The organism is Bacteroides graminisolvens, from assembly GCF_963666085.1.
Lineage (GTDB): Bacteria > Bacteroidota > Bacteroidia > Bacteroidales > Bacteroidaceae > Bacteroides > Bacteroides graminisolvens.
The window spans coordinates 3,541,120-3,564,160 of record NZ_OY762556.1; the positions used below are offsets into that span (position 1 = coordinate 3,541,120).

Genomic DNA, 23,041 nt, shown 5'->3' on the forward strand with positions numbered 1-23,041 from the left:
CTATCAATTTGGCTGCAAAGTTATAATAAAAAAGCAATAACAACTTCAGTAGTCACCACGCTTTCTAATGAAATTCTAATGTAATTATAAGAAGTTTCTAATTACAATGAAGAAACTATCAATTTATCTTTGTCATGTCCAAAAGACATAGAGTTTATCATTTATATAGTAAATCATTTAAAAGAAAAGAGAGGGGTCTTTCATTGAAGAAGACTCCTCTCTTTCTGTTTCAACTGCTTAACAGTTAATTCATCCGAAACGAAACGGTATGCAGTTTGGTGCTGTCAGAGGTTCCTCCGTACAACAACTTATACTCACCGGGAATGCATCTCATCGTATTTGAGTTGGTGTCAAACCAAACTAATTCATCGGGATTGAGCTGGATTTTGACATCTTGTTTCTGACCGGCTTTGAGGAATACTCGTTGGAAGGCACGAAGCGTTTTCGAAGGTCCTTCCACATCAGCTGGTCTGTTAAGATACACCTGAATGACTTCTTCGCCATCGTACTTACCAGTATTGGTCACCGGAATCGTTAATTCTACAGAATTTCCGGTCTTGACAACTGCCTTGGCTAATTTAGCCTGACCGTAAATAAAGGTCGTATAGCTCAAACCGTGACCGAAAGGAAATAAAGCTTCGCCTTTAAAATAACGATAGGTACGTCCTTTCATATTATAATCTTCAAAATCGGGTAACTGATCTATATTCTTATAGAAGGTAATGGGTAATCGTCCGGCCGGATTATAATCACCGAACAAGACGTCGGCCACGGCAACACCGGCTGCTTGTCCCGGATACCACGCCTGCAAAATAGCTCGACAACTTTCCGTCTCGGGCACAAGTCCCATAGCAGAGCCTGAGCAATTTACAAATACAACCTGTTTACCGGCGGCATGCAATTGCTTCAGCAATTCTCTTTGCACTGCAGGTAGTTCTATGTTGGTGCGGTCTCCTCCTTTAAATCCATCAGTATTTACAGCCATCTCTTCCCCTTCCAGTTTGGGAGAAATACCTCCGGCAAAAATAACCACATCAGCGTCTTTCACCCTTGCTATTTCTTTGCTAAAGTTAATCGTTTCTTCTTTTCCCAAATCAAAGTTCAACGAACCTTCATAACGCACGCTATAGTCTAAACGAATAGTATATGATTTTCCCGCTTCTGCATGAAGCATATAAACCTTAGTCGGTAATCCAATAGATCTTCCTTTGTTTTGTTCTTCTCCATCAATATATAAAGTATAGCCGCCGTTAAGATTCATGTAGAAAGCCACATCGCCAGATTCCTTAGGAGTAAAGACTGATTCATAGCGGGCCGAAAAGTTTGTCAATGATACGCCACGGGCAAAAACAGTTCCTCCGGCAGCTGAGAAATTGAACGGAGTGGTTAACCAGTCTGTAGTAGCAGGTTCGCCATTAAAGGTTGTATTATTCCAATACGTAGCCTGAAAACCTTGTTTGCCATTCAAGGCACATTGATCAAAGAAGCTATTCAAAACTACATTTTGCGTAAATGTGCAGCCTTGGGTATAGATCACATTTTCGGCTCCTATCTTATTCTTTATTCCTTCTAGTATGGTGGTTGTATGGTATGGAAAACCATTGTAATTAGCCCACATCGTTACAGAATCGGTAGCATTGGGTCCCATGACAGCTACTTTCATTGTTTTTTTCAGAGGGAGTATGTTGTCTTTGTTTTGCAACAAAGTCATGCTTTCACGCGCCATCTTGATAGCCAGCTGTTGGTGTTTCGGACTATTGATAACATCATCCTTCAATTGCATCCAGGGAACAAGTGAGGGGTCATCCATTTCTCCAAGTTCGAAACGGGCTTTCAGCAAACGAATAACAGATTCATCAATGCGTTTTTCATCAATCAAACCACGCTTTACTGCGTCTGTCAGATTGCTATAAACCGGACCGCACTCCACATCTGTTCCTGCTGATACGGCTTTTGATGCGGCATGAGCTTCATCGGGTTCCGTTCCATGTCCCTTGGGAACAGGTGTGAACATATCATTAATAGCCCAACAATCACTCACAACCAAATGTTTATATTGCCATTCATCACGCAAAATCTGCATTAGCAGTCTATTTGATCCGCAGCACGGGTCACCTTCAAAGCGATTATATGCACACATAACCTCCTTAACATTAGCCTTCTGAACCAAATCTTTAAAGGCGGGAAGGTATGTTTCCCACAAATCACGGGGGGAAATATTCTCTGCATTATAAGTATGTCTGTTCCACTCGGGACCGCTATGAACGGCAAAGTGTTTTGCACAAGCGTGCAGTTTATCATACCCGCCTTTGGCTTCACCCTGCAATCCACGTACAACGGCCTGTCCCATCATGCTGGTCAGATAGGGGTCTTCTCCATAAGTTTCCTGTCCCCTGCCCCAGCGCGGATCACGGAAAATATTTATGTTGGGAGTCCAAACAGTCAACCCTTGATACCTTCCGTGCTGGCCGGATGAACTAAACTGACGATATTTAACTCTGGCTTCATCACTAACTGCATCAAATACATTGAATAGTAAATCCTTATTAAAAGAAGCAGCCATACCGATTGTTTGCGGAAAAACCGTTGCGTTTCCTGCACGAGCAATTCCGTGAAGGGCTTCACTCCACCAATCGTAGGCTTTGATACCTAACCGTGGTATGGCTTTGGAAGAGTTTTGCATGAGAGAAACTTTTTCCTCCAAGGTTAATCGAGGCAATAAATCGTTAGCTCTTTCCGTTGGTGATAATTTAGGATTCTTGTATGCTTCTTGAGCAGAAATAGTAAAAGAGAAGCAAAAAAGACAAGCAACACCTAAATTTGATTTAATAAGATGTGTCAATTTCATCGTATTTACATTTAGTTATTAAAATCTCTGTCGATGCAAAAATACACTATTCAACTTATAAAACAACCCTCTTCATTAACTATAAGATAATATGTAACATAAACAATAATTTATGTTACACAAAGCAAATCAGCGTAACGGTATGTAACACAAATGAGCCCTAAAAGCAAACAATTAAGCCTTAGATTTAATACCTTTGTTCCGTATACCAATTCATTAAAAACATAATACCATGATAAACAATACAAAGAAGCGGATATTACTCATTACATTAGCATTAATAATGCTAATCTGTGCCAAAGCAGAAGTTAAACTTCCGGCCGTTCTGTCAAACGGTATGGTTCTGCAACGAGAACAACCCATTCAGATTTGGGGCACTGCCGATGCAAATGAGGCAGTTAACATAACATTCAATAAGCACAAAGTGGCCGTCAAAGCGGATCAAAATGGAAAGTGGACTGCTACTCTCCCAGCTTGTAAAGCGGGTGGCCCTTATGAATTAATCGTTAATCACCTGATAATAAAAGATGTTCTTGTTGGCGATGTGTGGCTCTTTTCCGGACAATCAAATATGGAATTACCCATAAATCGTGTTACTGATCTGTATCGTGAAGAAACAGAGATGTATGAGAACAGCAACATCAGATACGTCAAAACACCCTACGGAAACGATGTAAAAGGTCCGCAAGAAGATATTTCAAAAATGGAATGGAAAGCCTTAACCAAAGAAACTGCACCTGGCTTTTCTGCTTTAGCCTATTTTTTTGCTAAAGAAATGTATAACAAAACCAAAGTACCGGTTGGCATTATCAATTCAAGTTGGGGCGGTAGCACCATAGAAGCTTGGATGAGTGAAGAAGCTTTGAAAGACTTCCCTCGGAATCTGCTAGAAAGAGACATTTTCTCTTCGGATGAATATAGAAAGTTGATCAATCAAAGCAGTAATATGATGAATGCATTTTGGGATAGATCATTATATAAGGGAGACAAGGGATTACATGATTCATTTTGCTGGTATAAGACTGAATTTGATGATTCAAACTGGGCATCAGTAGATATGTTCAGTTCGGGATGGAGTATCAACAAAGGATATCCCATAAATGGTTCACACTGGTTTCGTCAAGCAGTTGAACTCTCGCCTACTCAGATAAAAGATGGGGTATTGCGCGTTGGATGTATCGTTGATGCTGATTCTGTTTTTGTAAATGGAACTTTTGTTGGGACTACAGCATATCAATATCCTCCTCGTATTTATAAAGTGCCTGCTTCCATCTTAAAATCAGGAAAAAATATAATTACCGTGCGCCTGATTAGTTATGGAGGACGCCCCAGTTTTGTTAAAGACAAACCTTATTGTTTTATTTTGGGAGAAGATAGTATTAAATTGTCCAGCCAATGGAAGTATAAGTTAGGTTGTGAAATGCCAGCCAGAGTAAATGGCGTTTCATTTCAAAATGTTCCAACCGGTATGTATAATTCAATGATTTCTCCCTTATCAAAACTTCAGTTTAAAGGGGTATTGTGGTATCAGGGTGAAAGTAATACAGGACGCTCTCACGAATATGAAGCCTTATTATCTTCCATGATCACTGATTGGAGAAGTAAGTTAAACAATTCTACGCTACCATTCTTCATTATGCAATTGCCAAACTTCATGCAAACACACACATATCCATCTGAAAGCGGTTGGGCTCAGTTGCGTGAAGCACAAAGGTTAGTAACAACTAAACTTCCCAACACAGCTCTTGTAGTAGGTTTAGGTTTGGGAGAATGGAATGACATTCATCCACTAAACAAAAAAGAACTGGCCAAAAGGGTTGCTTTACAAGCCAACAGACTTGCCTATAATCAGGAAAGAAACGTTAGTTCAGGTCCTGTCTGCATATCAGCCAAGCTCGAAGACGGAAGAATAGCACTTACTTTTCAAAAAGGTACCGACGACTTCCTTCCAGTTGATTCGTTAGAAGGTTTTGCTATTGCCGATAAAGAAGGGCGTTATCAATGGGCCAAAGCTCAAATCTCAGGTAATAAAATCCTAATATGGAATGAAAACATTGCCAACCCTACAATGATTCGTTATGCATGGGATGATAATCCAAAAGGAAATCTTAGAAACAAATCAGGTTTACCTGCCTCTCCTTTTCAAATAAAGGTAGAATAAATACAGAATCATGATTTATCCGAAAGAGTTGTAGACTGGTAATCGAGTCTCAACTCTTTTTGCATTATACCTATTTTATTTGTAACTTCGTTGAAAAATAGAATAAGTATGTTTCGTAAATTAGTTGCAATTGAGCCTATTAGCTTAATTCCTTCTGCTGAAAAAGCATTAAAGAACTTCGCCAAAGAGGTTATTCTTTTTGGAGATATTCCTCAAAACGATAATGAAATAGTAAGTCGTATTAGCGATGCCGATGCCGTATTATTGAGTTATACTTCTCAAATCAACAAATGGGTGCTAGACAGATGCGATCAAGTAAAATACATCGGAATGTGCTGTTCTCTATACTCACCAGAAAGTGCCAATGTTGACATTATCTATGCCAATAAAAAAGGTATTACAGTAACCGGAATTCGTGATTATGGCGACGAAGGAGTAGTAGAATACGTTATTAGTGAATTAGTTCGCTGCCTGCATGGTTTCGGACAAGAAGCATGGGACGAAATCCCCCGAGAAATTACCGGATTAAAGGCTGGAATCATTGGATTAGGAAAATCAGGTGGAATGATTGCTGATGCTATGAAGTTTTTTGGTGCAGACATTTCATATTTTGCAAGAAGTGAGAAAGTCAATGCACGTCAGAAAGGTTATCAATTCTTGCCATTAGATAGACTACTTCGTGAAAATGAAGTGATATTTTGTTGCTTGAATAAAAATACCATCTTACTCCACGAAGCCGAATTTCAATCTTTAGGTGAGAATAAAATATTATTCAATACGGGACTATCACCTGCATGGGATAAGGCACCCTTTCTCGACTGGTTAAATGGAAAAAACCTTTGTTATTGTGATACTATAGGAGCTTTGGGCGGAACACATTTACTTGATCATCCACACGTCCGATGTATGCAGGTTTCAACAGGTCGAACACAACAAGCCTTTGATCGTTTAAGTGAGAAAGTATTAGCTAATTTATCAGAATACAATAGGCGATGCAATATTCAGCAGGGTGTTAACGACTGACCACCCTGCTATTTCAGCCGTTGCGCTATACACATCAATAACAGCATGAACTTGATCATTCTTAATTTCCACTCTTTGAGTATCTCCGATAAACCCAGGAGTTGATACCATTGTCATTTCCATGTTCTCAGGTCCGACCGATGCCAATGATGCTGCAACAGAAACATTCACCTTCGTAGGAAACAATTCGATTGCCTCTTTGGCATTCCCACTGAAAACCGTTTTTTGTTCATTAAGTAAGCTATCATCATAAACAGTCGTACCCATCAATGCACGTGGATTTTTCTCATTAAAAAATTTCGCAGAGGCATTCCCCATTAAGAAGGCTGTACGCAACACATCAAAGCCTCCAGTTGCTCCCGATGCAATATAAACCTTGGTTCCATTAAGTTTAGCAGTATTCATAACTTCATTATAAAAAACCGAGTCCGCCAAAGCACCAATAGATAAGGTTATAATTGAAGTTCCATTTTGAAGAGTTGGCAATGCAAGTTCTCTCATGGCATTAGGAGAAGCTAATTCAACCAGAAAATCTGGTTTCAGAGAGAGTAATTCATTCAAGTCTCTACAAACTCGACAAGACTTGCCTTTCTCATTCATCCTACTTGACAGAGACTCTGCTTTAGCAAACGTACGAGAGTAAACACCAACCAAGTCATACTCATCTAATATTCCACTAACAATTGCATCTGCCACAATCGTTGATAAGCGTCCACAACCCACAATCACAATTTTCTTCATACTACTTTTATTAATAAAAAACCTAAACGCAAGAAGTCCCACAGCTTTTATAGCTGCAGGACTTCTCTAAAAAACGGCGACTACCTACTCTCCCACTGTTACGCAGTACCATCGGCGTGACAAGGCTTAACTTCTCTGTTCGGAATGGGAAGAGGTGGAACCCTTGTGCTATAGTCACCTTAATAAGGTAGACATAATGTACACAAAAAATAAATCAATCAATCAGCTAAACGTATATAAAAACCATACTGACAAGAAGAAAGTGAACGGGCAATTAGTATTGCTCGGCTGTGATATTTCTATCTATACACCTGCAACCTATCAACGTCATCGTCTTTGACGACCCTAAGAAATCTAATCTTGTGGCTGGCTTCGTACTTAGATGCTTTCAGCACTTATCCAATCCCGACTTAGATACCCGGCGATGCACCTGGCGGCACAACCGGTAAACCAGAGGTCAGTCCAACACGGTCCTCTCGTACTAGTGTCAGAGCCACGCAAATTTCATACGCCCACGATAGATAGAGACCGAACTGTCTCACGACGTTCTGAACCCAGCTCGCGTGCCACTTTAATGGGCGAACAGCCCAACCCTTGGGACCTTCTCCAGCCCCAGGATGTGACGAGCCGACATCGAGGTGCCAAACCCCTCCGTCGATATGAGCTCTTGGGAGGGATCAGCCTGTTATCCCCGGAGTACCTTTTATCCTTTGAGCGATGTCCTTTCCATACAGAAACACCGGATCACTATGCTCTAGTTTCCTACCTGATCGACTTGTCGGTCTCCCAGTCAAGCACCCTTATGCCATTACACTCTACGGACGGTTACCAATCGTCCTGAGGGTACCTTTAGAAGCCTCCGTTACACTTTTGGAGGCGACCACCCCAGTCAAACTACCCACCAAACAGTGTCCCCATTACAAACGGGTTAGAATTCAAACAATCAAAGGGTCGTATTTCAACAGCGACTCCACGAATACTAGCGTACCCGCTTCATAGTCTCCGACCTATCCTACACATCAATGGCCCAAATTCAATGTTAAGCTATAGTAAAGGTTCACGGGGTCTTTTCGTCCCATCGCGGGTAATCGGCATCTTCACCGATACTACAATTTCACTGAGCTCACGGTTGAGACAGTGTCCAGATCATTACACCATTCGTGCAGGTCGGAACTTACCCGACAAGGAATTTCGCTACCTTAGGACCGTTATAGTTACGGCCGCCGTTTACTGGGGCTTCAATTCAATGCGTCTCTTGCGATAACATCTCCTCTTAACCTTCCAGCACCGGGCAGGTGTCAGGCTGTATACGGAATCTTTCGATTTTGCACAGCCCTGTGTTTTTGTTAAACAGTTGCCTGGACCTATTCTCTGCGCCCTCTCTTGCGAGGAGGGACCCTTTATCCCGAAGTTACAGGGTCAATTTGCCTAGTTCCTTAACCGTGATTCACTCAAGCGCCTTAGTATATTCAACCCGACTACGTGTGTCCGTTTACGGTACGGGTACCTATAAGATTAAGTTTAGCGGATTTTCTTGGAAGTCTGCTTACATGCACTATTGGATTGTCCGAAGACGCTCCATACTATCAGGTTCGAATCGGAATGTGGATTTGCCTGCATTCCTCAACTTCTACACCCTTTAACGAACTATTCCGTCAGTTCGCGGCACTATCACTACTCCGTCCCCACATCACTCTTAAAGGTAGTAATGGAATATTAACCATTTCAGCCATCGGCATTGCCTTTCGGCGGAGCCTTAGGACCCGACTAACCCTGATCCGATTAGCGTTGATCAGGAAACCTTAGTCTTTCGGCGAGGGGGTTTCTCACCCCCTTTATCGTTACTTATACCTACATTTGCGTTTCCACACGCTCCAGAGAAGCTCACGCTTCGCCTTCAACGCAGAGTGGAATGCTCCCCTACCAACCATTATATGGTTCCATAGCTTCGGTAAACCGCTTATGCCCGATTATTATCCACGCCAAATTCCTCGACTAGTGAGCTGTTACGCACTCTTTAAATGAATGGCTGCTTCCAAGCCAACATCCTAGCTGTCTTAGCAATCTGACTTCGTTAGTTCAACTCAGCGGTTATTTGGGGACCTTAGCTGATGGTCTGGATTCTTCTCCTCTCGGACGCGGACCTTAGCACCCGCGCCCTCACTCCTGTTCTCAAACTAATGCGCATTCGGAGTTTATCAAGACTTGATAGGCGGTGAAGCCCTCGCATCTTATCAGTCGCTCTACCTCACATTAGTAATAAACAAGGCTGCACCTAAATGCATTTCGGGGAGTACGAGCTATCTCCAAGTTTGATTAGCCTTTCACCCCTACCCTCAACTCATCCGGAAGCTTTTCAACGCTTATCGGTTCGGTCCTCCAGTTAGTGTTACCTAACCTTCAACCTGGCCAAGGGTAGATCACTTGGTTTCGCGTCTACTCCTTCCGACTAAATCGCCCTGTTAAGACTCGCTTTCGCTTCGGCTGCAGGTCTCAAGACCCTTAACCTTGCCGGAAAAAGTAACTCGTAGGTTCATTATGCAAAAGGCACGCCGTCACAGCACAAGGCTGCTCCGACCGCTTGTAGGCACATGGTTTCAGGAACTATTTCACTCTTCTATTCGAAGTGCTTTTCACCTTTCCTTCACAGTACTGGTTCACTATCGGTCTCTCAGGAGTATTTAGCCTTACCGGATGGTCCCGGCAGATTCACACAGAATTTCACGTGTTCCGCGCTACTCAGGATACCACTAGGGTCAAACAGTATTCGAATAAGGGGCTATCACCCGCTATGGCATAACTTTCCAGTTACTTCTTCTCTACTGTTGAGATCCCACATCGTGGTCCTACAACCCCATATATGCCGTAACATATATGGTTTGGGCTATTCCGCGTTCGCTCGCCACTACTAGCGGAATCATTATTATTTTCTTTTCCTGCAGGTACTAAGATGTTTCAGTTCCCTGCGTTAGCCTACTGCATAGCAGTATAATATCTCTTCAAGATACTGGGTTGTCCCATTCGGAAATCTTCGGATCAAAGGTCATTTGCACCTACCCGAAGCTTATCGCAGCTTATCACGTCCTTCATCGCCTCTGAGAGCCAAGGCATCCACCATGTGCCCTTGCTTACTTTCTTCTTATCAAACACTTCTTAATCCAATATAAATATCGAATCAAAACGTATGGTTGATATATACTTTTAGCTCTTACTAAAAAATTTACTTTTTGCTTTTGTACATTATGTCAAAGATCGTTGTCGGTTCTAAAGAACCTGAAGTGGAGAATAACGGATTCGAACCGTTGACCCTCTGCGTGCAAGGCAGATGCTCTAGCCAGCTGAGCTAATCCCCCGAATCAAGAGATTCGTAGTCCCAGGCAGAGTTGAACTGCCGACCTCTACATTATCAGTGTAGCGCTCTAACCAACTGAGCTATAGGACTGTGTTCAAACCCTTGCCTTTCGGCTCGGCTTCTTTTTTTTCTCTTGTGTTATCTAACAACTATATATTAAATAAACAAGTACCAGTAGTACAACAGATAAATCTAACCTTAATCAGACTTAAAGTAATAATCATAAAACCTTTTACGAAATCACTCCAGAAAGGAGGTGTTCCAGCCGCACCTTCCGGTACGGCTACCTTGTTACGACTTAGCCCCAGTCACCAGTTTTACCCTAGGACGCTCCTTGCGGTTACGTACTTCAGGTACCCCCGGCTCCCATGGCTTGACGGGCGGTGTGTACAAGGCCCGGGAACGTATTCACCGCGCCGTGGCTGATGCGCGATTACTAGCGAATCCAGCTTCACGAAGTCGGGTTGCAGACTTCGATCCGAACTGAGAGAGGTTTTTGGGATTGGCATCCGGTCGCCCGGTAGCTGCCCTCTGTACCCCCCATTGTAACACGTGTGTAGCCCCGGACGTAAGGGCCGTGCTGATTTGACGTCATCCCCACCTTCCTCACATCTTACGACGGCAGTCTCACTAGAGTCCTCAGCATGACCTGTTAGTAACTAATGATAAGGGTTGCGCTCGTTATGGCACTTAAGCCGACACCTCACGGCACGAGCTGACGACAACCATGCAGCACCTTCACAGAGACCTTGCGGCGATAATCTTTCAACTATATTCCTCTGCAATTCAAGCCCGGGTAAGGTTCCTCGCGTATCATCGAATTAAACCACATGTTCCTCCGCTTGTGCGGGCCCCCGTCAATTCCTTTGAGTTTCACCGTTGCCGGCGTACTCCCCAGGTGGAATACTTAATGCTTTCGCTTGGCCGCTTACTGTATATCGCAAACAGCGAGTATTCATCGTTTACTGTGTGGACTACCAGGGTATCTAATCCTGTTTGATACCCACACTTTCGAGCCTCAGTGTCAGTTGTACCCCAGTGAGCTGCCTTCGCAATTGGAGTTCTTCGTGATATCTAAGCATTTCACCGCTACACCACGAATTCCGCCCACCTCTTGTACACTCAAGACATACAGTATCAACTGCAATTTCACGGTTGAGCCGTAAACTTTCACAGCTGACTTATATGTCAACCTACGCTCCCTTTAAACCCAATAAATCCGGATAACGCTTGGATCCTCCGTATTACCGCGGCTGCTGGCACGGAGTTAGCCGATCCTTATTCATAAGGTACATACAAAAAGGGACACGTCCCTCACTTTATTCCCTTATAAAAGAAGTTTACAACCCATAGGGCAGTCATCCTTCACGCTACTTGGCTGGTTCAGACTCTCGTCCATTGACCAATATTCCTCACTGCTGCCTCCCGTAGGAGTTTGGACCGTGTCTCAGTTCCAATGTGGGGGACCTTCCTCTCAGAACCCCTATCCATCGTAGACTTGGTGGGCCGTTACCCCGCCAACTATCTAATGGAACGCATCCCCATCGCTTACCGAAATTCTTTAATAAAGAGAACATGCGAACTCTTTATACCATCGGGTATTAATCTTTCTTTCGAAAGGCTATCCCCGAGTAAGCGGCAGGTTGGATACGTGTTACTCACCCGTGCGCCGGTCGCCATCTGAAGTATTGCTACTCCAATGCTGCCCCTCGACTTGCATGTGTTAAGCCTGTAGCTAGCGTTCATCCTGAGCCAGGATCAAACTCTTCATTGTAAAAGTATTGTGTACCTATGAAAAATACCCGAAAGTATCAATCATAAGCAGTTTTTAGCTCTGTTCAGGATTTCGTAAATTTATTTAAGTTCACACCCTGCTAAAAGCAGGATATTGACGGTTCTAAATTTTACCCAAAATTACTTCTCTTAAATGATCTGTTTCCGAAGAAACCAAACAAGAAGAAAAGCATTTTGCTATTGTACTACTTGTATTGTTTATGTAATTCTATCAAAGAACGCTTCTTTTATTTTTGCTTTGTTTTCTAAAGCGGGTGCAAAGGTAAGGAGTTTAAAAGTAACAACCAAATGTTTTCGGAAGTTTTTTTTAAAAGTTTTTTTTCGTTAAGCTACCTTCTAAAACTCTTTTAGCAAGAGCGAAGGCCTAAACAAAAAAAGATCCTTTTTTGCGAACCGGACTGCAAAGATAAAGACTTTTTAGCTTCACTTCCAAACTTTCAGAGAAGTTTTTTTTTAAAAGTAAAACCGCATGAGTCAAACCCTACAGGCGCTTTATCAACATTTCAAGAAAACACTTTGTCTCTCTTGCAAAGCGGGTGCAAAAGTAGAAGCTTTTGCCATACAAAACAAGAAGATCATACTCTTTTTTTAGAAAAGAAAGGAGCGAAAAGGCTTAAAGCGCTAGACATCAGGAGGTAACGCTATGAAAATAAATACAAAGAAAGGGGGAACCGGAGAAATACAAAGAAATGGTATACCTTATATTATATAGAGATAAATAAAGGCAAAAGGAAAAGAAAGGTAATACTACAAAAAGATGACGGAAATTACAAAGATGGCAAGATACGCAAAAAGACATCTAAAAATATTTTATAGCTTTGCAATCAATCACTACGCAATGGATTATAAAGAACTTAGCAAGCAAGAATACACAGCCCGAATCAACCGTGTTATGGACTATATCGGGCAAAACATCGACAAATCAATCGATTTATCGGTAATGGCCGACATCGCATCTTTTTCACCCTACCATTTCCATCGCATTTTCGCATGTATCGTAGGTGAAACCCCTAACAACTTTTTATCACGAATCAAACTCGAAAAAGCCGCTCAGCTATTACAAGACAATGAAAAGATGGTTATCACAGACATCGCATTTCAATGTGGATTCAATAATGTATCTTCTTTCAGCAGATCATTTAAAGCATATTTTGGTGTAAACGCCAAAGAGTTTCGCCTGCAAGGAAAAGCAATATTCATTAAGAACGGCATCAGATATAGCAAGAATTGCAAAGCGCTTAGCAAGATAGGTAAAAACAAACAGCAAGTAAATGAGCAATTTTGCAACGTCGAACTAAATGAATTAATTATGATGGACAAGAAAATTGAGATTAAACAAATGCCCGAACTTCAATTGATTTATTGCCGCCACATGGGAGCATTCAATCAAATCGGGCATGCCTATGAGAAGTTATTTAAATGGGCTATTCCACGGGGGCTTGTTACGCCTGAGACTAAAACAGTTACTGTTTATCGCGATGATCCGGCAATAACCAGTATTGAAAAGGTGCGTCAAGATGCTAGTCTTATTGTTACTACAGATGTAAAAGTAGAAGGAGAAATCGGGAAAGCAACTGTTAAGGCAGGAAAGTATGCAGTTGGACATTTCGAAATCAAAGAAACTGAATTCGAACAAGCATGGAATACCATGTGCTTATGGCTCACAGAAAGCGGTTATGAACCTGATGATGCTTGCACGTACGAGTTGTATCACAACGATTACAACAAGCACCCCGAACACAAGTTTATTGTAGATATCTGCATTCCAGTAAAACTCCTCTAAAGAAGGCCCCTTGGGAACAATCAACATTCTGCAGGGCATAGATGAAAAACCTCAAAAGTTAACATTTATGCCCTAAATGCAGAGTTACAAACTACTAATTGCAACGAGGTCCAACTCACCCTTAGGTTCCAAAAAATACAAAATAAACGTTAACAGACTTGCGTATTGTTTATAATTTTCGTAAACTTGCATTTGTAAAGAGTCATGGTTTTCATAATTACAATGTATTTAAAACAGATTCTTCATTCTATAAAAATCAGTATGCAAGCTGCTTAAGCTTGGATTTCTTTTACTGCACACTACTTCTTCTTAGTTTATTATTTTTAAGAAGTAATCTTATATTGTTGTTTGCTTAATGCATATAATTCCTTCATGAAAGGATCTTTCCAACAATAAAGCAATCGGTTAATTTATATTAGCCAAAGAATGTTATCGGCACTTGTAGCACATGTACCGAAACATCTCGGACCGAAAGAATATACTTTCAGGTTAAAGAAACCTGTCGTTCTTTCATCGCAAGTTTCTACATAAAAGAAACAATCAATCTATTTTATTAATAAACGAGTTGCCACGGCATCTCCGTAAAAAAAACCTCATGAAACAAAAAGGAAAATTGGTATGGTTATTATTTATTCACATCTCAATTACAAACATCACTCTACAAGTATTTGCACAAGAAAAGCCTACTGTAAAATTAGGTGGTGCGCTACGCTTTCAATATAATTATTCCAATTGGAAAGAAGACAATAAAAATAAAGGGGGCGATTTCGCTTACGACGTATTTCGCCTCAACGCTAATGTGGTGTACAAAAAACTACAGTTAAATGCAGAGTATCGTTTTTACCCGACTTCGTCTGGTGGCGGAATGCTTAAAAGCGGATGGGTCGGCTATCACTTTAACGAAAGCCATCAATTGCAGGTAGGACTAACGGAAGTACCGTTCGGCATATTACCTTACACTTCAAACAACTTCTTCTTTAATATTAACTATTATCTAGGATTAGAAGATGATTCCGATATGGGACTCAAATATGTTTACCAAAAAGGGAAATGGAACATCAGCTTGGCCTTTTTTAAGAACTCAGACCTACTTGATTATAGCGAAAACAAAGAAATATCGGATAGCAGATACGCTTATGATATTGCCGGAAGAAATAAAGAAGCAAATCAGTTCAATGCAAGAATAACATACAATTGGGGAACAATCTGGAAACAACAGTTGGGAGTTTCTGGTATGACGGGCGGGCTTTACAACCTCGACACCAAGAGAATGGGAGAACATAAGGCTTTCGCCTCTCATTACACCATTGACTACAAGCACTGGAATTTCAAGGCACAATACACATACTATAAAATAAGTCCCCAGAACAAAGATGGCGATAATAATACAATAGTAAGTGTAACAGCGTATGGTGCACCTTATAATATAGCATCTGAAGCCGACACATATTCAGCTTCACTATCATACACTCTACCCATACATAAAGGTATACTAGATGAGATACAGTTTTATAATGACTTTAGTATGATAGATAAACGAGAAGCCGATTTTAATGACAGTTTTCAAAATATAACTGGTTGTATGTTGTCTATGGGGCCTATTTACACCTATATTGACTACGCACTTGGGCGCAACCATGCTTGGCTGGGCAATGAATGGAGTGATGCTTTTGCCCAAGGAGTAACTTCAAAGAAATGGCACACTAGATTTAATGTCAACATCGGCTATTATTTTTAATGAAACCAATTATAAAAGAAAAAAATATGAGTAAAATAGAAATTAAAAGCCTTCATCTCATCTTCGGAAAAGATAAAAATAAAGCGCTAAAAAAGCTACAAGAGGGCAAGAATAAAGCTGAGATTTTAAAAGTAACGGGTTGTACTGTTGCCGTCAACAATGCGAATCTCTCCATACATGAAGGTGAAATATTTGTCATCATGGGTTTATCGGGCAGCGGCAAATCCACCTTACTTCGATGCCTAAATCGTTTAATACGGCCTACTTCAGGAGAAATTATCATCAATGGTACGGACATATCGAAAGTTAGTTCCAAAGAGCTATTGGAAATCAGACGTAAAGAACTCTCCATGGTGTTCCAGCATTTTGGATTGCTCCCACACCGTACAGTATTACAAAATATTGCATTTGGACTCGAATTGCAGGGCATTCAGAAAAACGAGCGTGAGAAAACTGCAATGGACTGTATGCAGCAAGTGGGACTAATAGGATATGAAAATCAACTAGTAAGTCAACTTTCAGGAGGTATGCAGCAACGTGTGGGACTAGCCCGTGCCTTAGCCAATAATCCGGAAGTATTGCTGATGGACGAAGCCTTCTCTGCTCTCGATCCATTGATACGAGTACAGATGCAAGATGAACTGCTTCAGTTGCAAACCAAAATGAAGAAAACCATTATATTCATCACTCACGACTTGAGTGAAGCGATCAAATTAGGTGATAGAATTGCTATCATGAAAGACGGAGAAATAGTTCAAGTAGGAACTTCAGAAGAAATATTAACCGAACCTGCCAATGAGTACGTAGAACGATTCGTAGAGAATGTAGATCGTTCCAAAATCATCACAGCTTCATCTATTATGATCGACAAACCCGTGGTAGCACGTTTTAAGAAAGAAGGTCCAGAAGTCTTAATTCGTAAAATGCGCCAAAGAAACCTCATTTCTTTGCCAGTGGTAGATGACAAAGAAGTATTGATAGGCGAAGTTCTGCTGAATGATCTGCTTGAATTAAGAAAAGAAGGAGTCCGTTCTATTGATACCGTTATACAAACTGAAGTTCATTCCGTATTAAGTGACACTGTAGTTGAAGACATCTTGCCGTTAATGACAAAAACCAATTCTCCCATCTGGGTAGTCAATGAACAACGAGAGTTTCAAGGTGTCATTCCCTTGTCATCGCTCATCATTGAAGTAACGGGTAAAGATAAAAAAGAAATAAACGAAATCATTCAAAATGCAATAGAATTATGATACATATAGGACAATACATAGAAGCAGCCATTGAATGGCTCACAGATCATTTTGCACCTTTCTTCGATGTACTGAATATTGGCATCGGAGGATTTATTAGCGGTTTTCAGGAGATACTGTTTGCCATACCTTTTTACATAACGATCTCTTTATTCGTTTTGCTAGCCTGGTTCAAGTCAGGCAAAGGAACTTCAATATTTACCCTATTAGGACTACTACTAATTTATGGAATGGGCTTCTGGAAGGAAACAATGGAAACATTAGCCTTAGTTCTCTCCTCTTCGTTCATAGCCTTATTATTGGGAATACCTTTGGGAATATGGACAGCTAACAATAACCGCTGCCACAAAATAATGCGTCCCATACTCGACTTCATGCAAACAATGCCAGCTTTCGTATATCTTATTCCAGCCGTACTCTTCTTTGGATTAGGTACAGTACCGGGAGCATTTGCCACAATAATATTCGCTATGCCGCCAGTGGTACGACTTACCGGGCTCGGAATTCTTCAAGTTCCCAAAAGCGTAACAGAAGCCGCCCGTTCATTTGGAGCCACACGAAGGCAACAACTATTTAAAGTTCAGCTTCCACTAGCTTTGCCTACCATCCTTACGGGAATAAATCAAACTATCATGATGTCTTTATCAATGGTCGTTATTGCAGCTATGATTTCGGCCGGTGGTTTGGGTGAAGTTGTATTAAAGGGAATTACCCAAATGAAAATAGGATTGGGATTTGAAGGTGGAATCGGGGTTGTTATATTAGCCATCATACTCGACCGAATAACACAAGGGATTGCACAAAAAAAGAAATAAGAACCACATAAAAAAAATAATTATGAAGAAATTTAAAAGTTTAGCATTAGTACTAGTCAGCCTTATAAGCTTGGCATCGTGTAGCAGTTCCAACAATGAAAAAAAAATTAGTCTTACCTATGTTAATTGGGCTGAAGGCATTGCCATGACTCATCTTGCAAAAGCCATTTTTGAAGAACAAGGTTATAAGGTAGAAATGCTTAATGCAGATGTTGCGCCTATTTTTGCATCACTTTCACGCAAGAAAGCGGATGTTTTCCTAGACACATGGCTACCAGTTACGCACAAAGATTACATGAATCAATACCAAGATAAGTTAGAAGTAATTGGTTCCACCTATGAGAATGCACGCATTGGACTAGTTGTGCCCGATTATGTATCAATAAGTTCTATAGAAGAACTGAATAAATACAAAAATAAATTTTCAGGAAAGATTGTAGGAATTGACGCTGGAGCGGGAATCATGAAAGCCACCGAAGAGGCTATTCAAAACTATAATTTAGCTTTTGAATTGATGACCTCAAGCGGTCCGGCTATGACTGCCTCACTAAACAAAGCTATACAGAAAAAGGAATGGATTGTTGTTACGGGATGGACGCCTCATTGGATGTTCAATCGTTTCAAACTCAAGTTTCTCGAAGATACTAAAAAAAACTATGGAGAAACTGAAACCCTACAAGTTATTGCCTGGAAAGGATTCAGCAAAAAAGATCCGTTTGCCAGTGAATTACTAAGTAACATGAAATTTACTGATGAACAAATCAGTTCATTAATGACGGCCATGAATGAAACTGAAACCAATGAAGATGATGCCGCTCTCAAATGGATGAATGAAAATCGGCAACTCATAAACAGCTGGATTCCTCAAACTGACGCTATCCGGTAAAGTTAACTGACTTTCATTAAAAAAATGCCCTTCGAGAAAATGCAAAACACGTATTTCTGAAGGGCATTTCTTTATAATATAACAACGATTAATCGTTGTTTGACTTCAGAAGTTTCATATCCTTCTTTAACTTCTTTGAAAACGATTTTTCAGATTTTCTTTTTTCATGTACAGAAGCATTATAATGCCAAGCCTCTTTACGCAACTTCAGATAGTTTTCATAAACTCCCCGGTCTATTTCGCCTTCTTCAACCGCTTTGATCACCGCACATCCCTTTTCATTAATGTGCTGGCAATCGGCATATTTACATTCTCGAGCAAAATCATTGAGACCCAACAAGCCCGAAAGAGAATCTGAATTATCATTCGTCACCCCGAACAGTTTTACGCCCGGAGTATCTATCAACACTCCGCCAGAATCCATCAGAACCATTTCACGGCGCGTGGAAGTATGTCTACCCTTCCCTGTTGCTTCGCTGATTTCTGCCGTTGCCAGAATAGATTGTTGGCACAACGCGTTAATCAAAGTGCTTTTTCCTACACCAGACATTCCGACAAAGACAACCGTTTCAGCCAGAGAGATGAACTCACGCAACCGAGCAATGGTTTCAGGCATTTCAATACTGGTGTAAAACACGGGAATCTTAGTTAAGACATGCCTTAGCCTACTTTCAAAATCATCAGCATTGTAACCTAAATCTGTTTTCGTTAAAATTAAAGCCGGCAAAATGCCTTCCTCTGAAAGTTGCAGCATAAAACGCTCTATTCTTCTTACGTTAAAGTGTTCATCCAGACTTTGTACAATAAACGCCTTATCTATATGAGAAGCGATAGCCTGTTTCTGAGAAGCCTGACCGCTTTTCAACCGACAAAGAGCTTTACATCGAGGAAGCATATCAAAGATAATCCCCTTCTGAGAATCGATGGATTGAAAAAGAACCCAATCACCCGTGCAAGGATAATCCACCGGATCGCGACTATAAAGCATGTTACCCGTGAGCTCACAAAGAAAATTTCCACTTTCAGAAACAACCTCGTAACATGTTTTATGAGTCACCGATACCCTTCCATGCATCAGATTACTAAAATCTGATATTTGTTTTTGCCGGAACAAAATTTCGTTCCAGCCATACAATGATAACTTATCCATGGTTTGAAAGCAGATTAAAGTTTCTTTCCGATGTAAAACACATAACCATAATAAGCCTTGTACTTATCAAAAAGTTGCACTTCGTGACGTTGAGAAGCTATAAGACTCTCAACTGTGCTATTGCCTTCGTATTTCTTCAGAAAATTCTCTTGAGCAATGGCCTGCGGTGCATAGAAATGCTCCGTCCAACAGTTTTCCGGAAGAACAAACGTTGCCACAGGCAAATAACCAGTCTGCTGCATTTGAGCCACTTTACGCGGAATAGTATCTATTTCCGGATAAGCATCTAACCAGAAGTCATTGATTTCAGACGGTCGTTCCTCAGTAAACCAAGAAACTTCAGTTACGGCAATAAAGCCCCCTGTCTTCAGGAAACGCTTCCATTCAGCCAATCCCCGTTGAAAGCCAATATGATAAATGGCACCCTCAGACCAGATTAAATCCAACTCTTCATCCTTGAAAGAGAGCTGATCCATCGATTCAACAACACCCTGAACCCGGTCCTGCAGAGCTAACAAGCATGCATTTTGATTAAATAATTCTATAAATAGAGGAAACAAATCGATACCCGTTAATCGGCCTACCGTATGTTGCGCCAAAACCATTGTTTGTCCTCCGGAACCACAACCGATATCGGCAATACAAGATTTATCGGAAAGATTATCTATGAAACTTAATGCCTTGACAGTTACCTCAGGACTACCAGGTCCTTGTCGTTCGAGGCTAGAAAAATATTCGCAGATTAGGTTGAAATCAAATTCGTGAATTGATTTACTATCATTATTCATGATGTTTAATTTTAAATTAATGTTATGATATAAGTACACAAAAATAACTCAGACAAAACATGCCGGAGTAACCTAAGGGATAACCTTGGCAAAAGCCAAGGCTATTTACTTCACCAAATCCATATTAAATTTAAACATCCACTTTTTTTTAGTTGCTGCAAATATAACTGATTAGTTTTGAAAAAGAATATTTAATTGTATTTTTTATTCACTAATTCATTGAGCTGCACACTTCAGTTCATAATCTTTGCCAGCTTCCGTCATCAGATCATATTCATACGTACGGTATAAAACCGGCTGTTGCGGCGTGATTTCTTTCGAAATCAAAGGTTTTGTAATATCGGCAGGTACCAAGAACGAGTTCGGACAACTGCCTGTTGCAACCTGCAACCCATTACCTTTTAAAGGAACATAAGACCGAATACGAAGCACACCACCCAATCGTGAATGCACCATCGCTTTCTGTAATTGAGCACCTTTCCAATCCATGTCGACCACAAAACCACCACGCGCCACAAGTCCTTTTACATTTCCCTCACTCCACTCTTCGGGCAAGGCAGGCAAAAGATGAACAGCTCCATCGTGACTTTGCAATAACATTTCGGCTACACCAGCCGTATAACCAAAGTTCCCGTCAATTTGAAAAGGTGGATGAGCATCAAATAAATTGGGATACGTACGACCGTTAGGATGTTGCCTTGCAACAGCATCACTCGGAAGCAATGTCAGCATATTCTTAATGATGCGATACGCATGATTGCCGTCGAGCATGCGAGCCCAGAAGTTAATTTTCCAGCCGATGCTCCATCCGGTAGCCATATCTCCCCTTTGCAATAGAGTATTTCTCGCCGCCTGAAATAATTCAGGACTTACGTTAGGAGTGATTTGGTTGCTAGGATACAAACCATACAGATGAGAAATGTGACGATGATCGTCTTTGGGATCATCTGCATCAACTAACCATTCCTGTAACTGATTGTATTGCCCAATCTGCATAGGAGGCAGTTTGGCAATCACCTTCAGCAGAGAATCTTCGTAAGCTTTGCTACCGCCAAGAATTCGCGATACCAATAGCGTTGTATTTAAAGCATCAAAAGCTATTTGATTATCCATTGTACAACCGGCAGTTATGGTTGTTCCGGCCCCACGATAGCCGTGCTCAGGCGACATAGAAGGCGCCATCACCAGCCAACCGTATGAAGGATGCTCCACTAAATGGCTCAAAAAGAAATCAGCGCTACCTTTAAATACCGGATAATATTGCTTCAAAAAACCTTTATCGCCTGTAAACAGATAATGCTGCCACAAATGTTGCGTAAGCCATGCACCACCGTTAGGCCACATGCCAAAGAAAGCCCCGTCGACCGGGCCGCAAGCCCGCCACAAGTCCGTATTATGATGTGTAACCCAACCTTTTGCACCATAAAGAACCTGGGCGGTTTCACTACCTGCGACGGCCAATTCGGCAATCATTTTAAAAAGAGGATCATGCGTTTCGCTTAGGTTTGTTACCTCCGCCGGCCAATAATTCATTTCCGCGTTGATGTTCACCGTATATTTACTATCCCACGGTGCATACGGACTATTGTTCCAAATTCCTTGTAAGTTAGCAGGCTGTCCACCCGGTTGAGAAGAAGAAATCAACAAATACCTTCCGTACTGAAACAGAAGAGCCGCCAGATTCAAATCATTCCCCTTGTGGAAATTCAACACACGCGTATCCGTTTCCGCCAGCGACTGTTCCGTTGCAGGCAAAGAAAAAGAAACCCTGTCAAATTGCTTTTTATAAAGCGAAACATGCGCAGCCAATGATGTTTCGTAAGGCTTACGAACAGCAGCTTTCAAATAATTCTCAGCTCGTTTGGAAGCATCGGCGCTCACATCACGGTAATTCACAAAATTAGTAGCGGCCGATATATATATCGTAGCAGTCGTAGCATCCGTAATGACCAACTGCTTATCGGCCGTGTTCTGCACACCGTCTGTTTTAACCTCAACCCGGCATTCGGCATGCATTGCGGCAGGAATCCCCTCATGTTCTGCTCCCTCACATCGAACCAACAGCTTGCGCCCCTTCACCGTTACGGCCGATTTCAAAGGAGAATCGTAAGAAAGAGAAAAACTCAACGCCTTTGATTTATCTGCTTCCAGACGAACCATGATCACATTATCCGAGAATGAAGAAAACACCGTACGAGTATAATTAACCCCATTCACTTCATAGCGAACAGTAGCTGTGGCATTCTCCAGATTTAAGTCCCGGTAATAGTTACGAGCCTGCTCATGTCCGGGTTGATGAATAAAGAGACTGCCCAAAGTCAGGTAGCGCATTCCGTGTTGTGGAGTGAAGAAATTCTCATCAATCACCTTTTGCGCCTCAACAAATTTATTTTGGAAAACGAGTTCGCGCACTTTAGGAAGCGCCTCACGTCCTTTCGGATTATTGTTATTGTAAGGTCCGCCCGACCAAAACGTCTCCTCGTTCAACTGAAGTTCCTCACGCGAGGTACCCCCGAAAGCCATCACCCCTAAACGAGAATTCCCTAAAGGAAGAGCTTCAGTCCAATGTTGTGCCGGTTTGCTGTACCATAATTTTAAATTCTGTGCCTGAGCGGCAAAAGCCAAAAACAACAAAAAGACGATTACATGTATTTTTCTCATGATTTTAATGATAACAAGATTATAAAGTGGTACAAATATAGGGATTTA

The 23,041-nt window shown here is 41.3% G+C and carries 12 protein-coding genes, 2 tRNA genes and 3 rRNA genes; 7 read left to right on the forward strand and 10 right to left on the reverse strand.

Going from position 1 to position 23,041, the window contains the following annotated elements; translation table 11 throughout:
• Nucleotides 1–244 precede the first annotated feature (244 nt).
• Nucleotides 245–2,848, reverse strand: a complete 2,604-nt coding sequence (xyl3A, locus tag ACKPCE_RS14850; protein WP_319505753.1) for a xylan 1,4-beta-xylosidase — start codon at nt 2,846–2,848, stop codon at nt 245–247.
• A gap of 232 nt (nt 2,849–3,080) precedes the next feature.
• On the opposite strand from xyl3A, the gene ACKPCE_RS14855 reads away from it, so the two are divergent.
• Together ACKPCE_RS14855 and ACKPCE_RS14860 are read left to right on the forward strand one after the other, a co-directional pair.
• Nucleotides 3,081–5,009, forward strand: a complete 1,929-nt coding sequence (locus ACKPCE_RS14855) for a sialate O-acetylesterase (protein WP_319505754.1) — start codon at nt 3,081–3,083, stop codon at nt 5,007–5,009.
• A 108-nt stretch (nt 5,010–5,117) separates the two neighbouring features.
• Nucleotides 5,118–6,032 carry an NAD(P)-dependent oxidoreductase gene (locus ACKPCE_RS14860; RefSeq protein WP_319505755.1) on the forward strand — a complete coding sequence of 305 codons (915 nt, stop codon included), beginning with the start codon at nt 5,118–5,120 and terminating at the stop codon, nt 6,030–6,032.
• On the opposite strand, the gene ACKPCE_RS14865 is transcribed toward ACKPCE_RS14860, so the two are convergent.
• The 6 genes from ACKPCE_RS14865 to ACKPCE_RS14890 all read right to left on the reverse strand — a co-directional run bounded on the left by ACKPCE_RS14865 (nt 5,985) and on the right by ACKPCE_RS14890 (nt 11,899).
• Nucleotides 5,985–6,773 (reverse strand): aspartate dehydrogenase domain-containing protein, encoded by a 789-nt coding sequence (locus ACKPCE_RS14865; RefSeq protein WP_276993962.1) that lies wholly within the window; start codon nt 6,771–6,773, stop codon nt 5,985–5,987. The two genes, ACKPCE_RS14860 and ACKPCE_RS14865, sit on opposite strands and share 48 nt — an antisense overlap.
• A 71-nt stretch (nt 6,774–6,844) precedes the next feature.
• Nucleotides 6,845–6,955, reverse strand: a 5S ribosomal RNA gene (gene rrf / locus ACKPCE_RS14870).
• 72 nt (nt 6,956–7,027) lie between these two features.
• Nucleotides 7,028–9,911: ribosomal RNA gene (locus ACKPCE_RS14875) — 23S ribosomal RNA — on the reverse strand.
• 141 nt (nt 9,912–10,052) lie between these two features.
• Nucleotides 10,053–10,126: transfer RNA gene (locus tag ACKPCE_RS14880), tRNA-Ala, on the reverse strand.
• Between the two features lie 15 nt (nt 10,127–10,141).
• Nucleotides 10,142–10,215: transfer RNA gene (locus ACKPCE_RS14885), tRNA-Ile, on the reverse strand.
• A 159-nt stretch (nt 10,216–10,374) separates the two neighbouring features.
• Nucleotides 10,375–11,899: ribosomal RNA gene (locus ACKPCE_RS14890) — 16S ribosomal RNA — on the reverse strand.
• Together the 16S, 23S and 5S rRNA genes with 2 tRNA genes alongside form the textbook arrangement of a ribosomal RNA operon.
• 858 nt (nt 11,900–12,757) lie before the next feature.
• Between ACKPCE_RS14890 and ACKPCE_RS14895 the strand changes: the two genes are divergently transcribed.
• From ACKPCE_RS14895 to ACKPCE_RS14915, 5 genes are all read left to right on the forward strand, one after another.
• A complete protein-coding gene (locus tag ACKPCE_RS14895) occupies nt 12,758–13,702 on the forward strand; it encodes an AraC family transcriptional regulator (RefSeq protein WP_319505756.1) in 945 nt (314 codons plus the stop codon).
• Nucleotides 13,703–14,297: 595 nt separating this feature from the next.
• Entirely contained in the window at nt 14,298–15,440 is a 1,143-nt protein-coding gene (locus tag ACKPCE_RS14900) for a putative porin (protein WP_319505757.1), read from the forward strand.
• A 26-nt stretch (nt 15,441–15,466) separates the two neighbouring features.
• The gene (locus tag ACKPCE_RS14905; protein WP_024996345.1) at nt 15,467–16,693 is read left to right on the forward strand and encodes a quaternary amine ABC transporter ATP-binding protein; all 1,227 of its coding nucleotides are present in this window, start codon (nt 15,467–15,469) and stop codon (nt 16,691–16,693) included.
• Nucleotides 16,690–17,508: an ABC transporter permease gene (locus ACKPCE_RS14910; protein ID WP_319505758.1), complete on the forward strand. Its 819-nt coding sequence runs from the start codon at nt 16,690–16,692 to the stop codon at nt 17,506–17,508. Before ACKPCE_RS14905 ends, ACKPCE_RS14910 begins: the two co-directional genes overlap by 4 nt.
• Nucleotides 17,509–17,530: 22 nt before the next feature.
• The gene (locus ACKPCE_RS14915; RefSeq protein ID WP_319505759.1) at nt 17,531–18,394 is read left to right on the forward strand and encodes a glycine betaine ABC transporter substrate-binding protein; all 864 of its coding nucleotides are present in this window, start codon (nt 17,531–17,533) and stop codon (nt 18,392–18,394) included.
• 88 nt (nt 18,395–18,482) lie between these two features.
• Here the strand turns inward: ACKPCE_RS14915 and rsgA are convergent, their stop codons facing one another.
• The 3 genes from rsgA to ACKPCE_RS14930 form a co-directional block, all read right to left on the reverse strand.
• A complete protein-coding gene (rsgA, locus tag ACKPCE_RS14920) occupies nt 18,483–19,544 on the reverse strand; it encodes a ribosome small subunit-dependent GTPase A (protein WP_319505760.1) in 1,062 nt (353 codons plus the stop codon).
• Nucleotides 19,545–19,558: 14 nt separating this feature from the next.
• A complete protein-coding gene (locus ACKPCE_RS14925) occupies nt 19,559–20,332 on the reverse strand; it encodes a class I SAM-dependent methyltransferase (RefSeq protein ID WP_319505761.1) in 774 nt (257 codons plus the stop codon).
• A 216-nt stretch (nt 20,333–20,548) separates the two neighbouring features.
• Entirely contained in the window at nt 20,549–22,993 is a 2,445-nt protein-coding gene (locus ACKPCE_RS14930) for a glycoside hydrolase family 95 protein (RefSeq protein WP_319505762.1), read from the reverse strand.
• Nucleotides 22,994–23,041 lie beyond the last annotated feature (48 nt).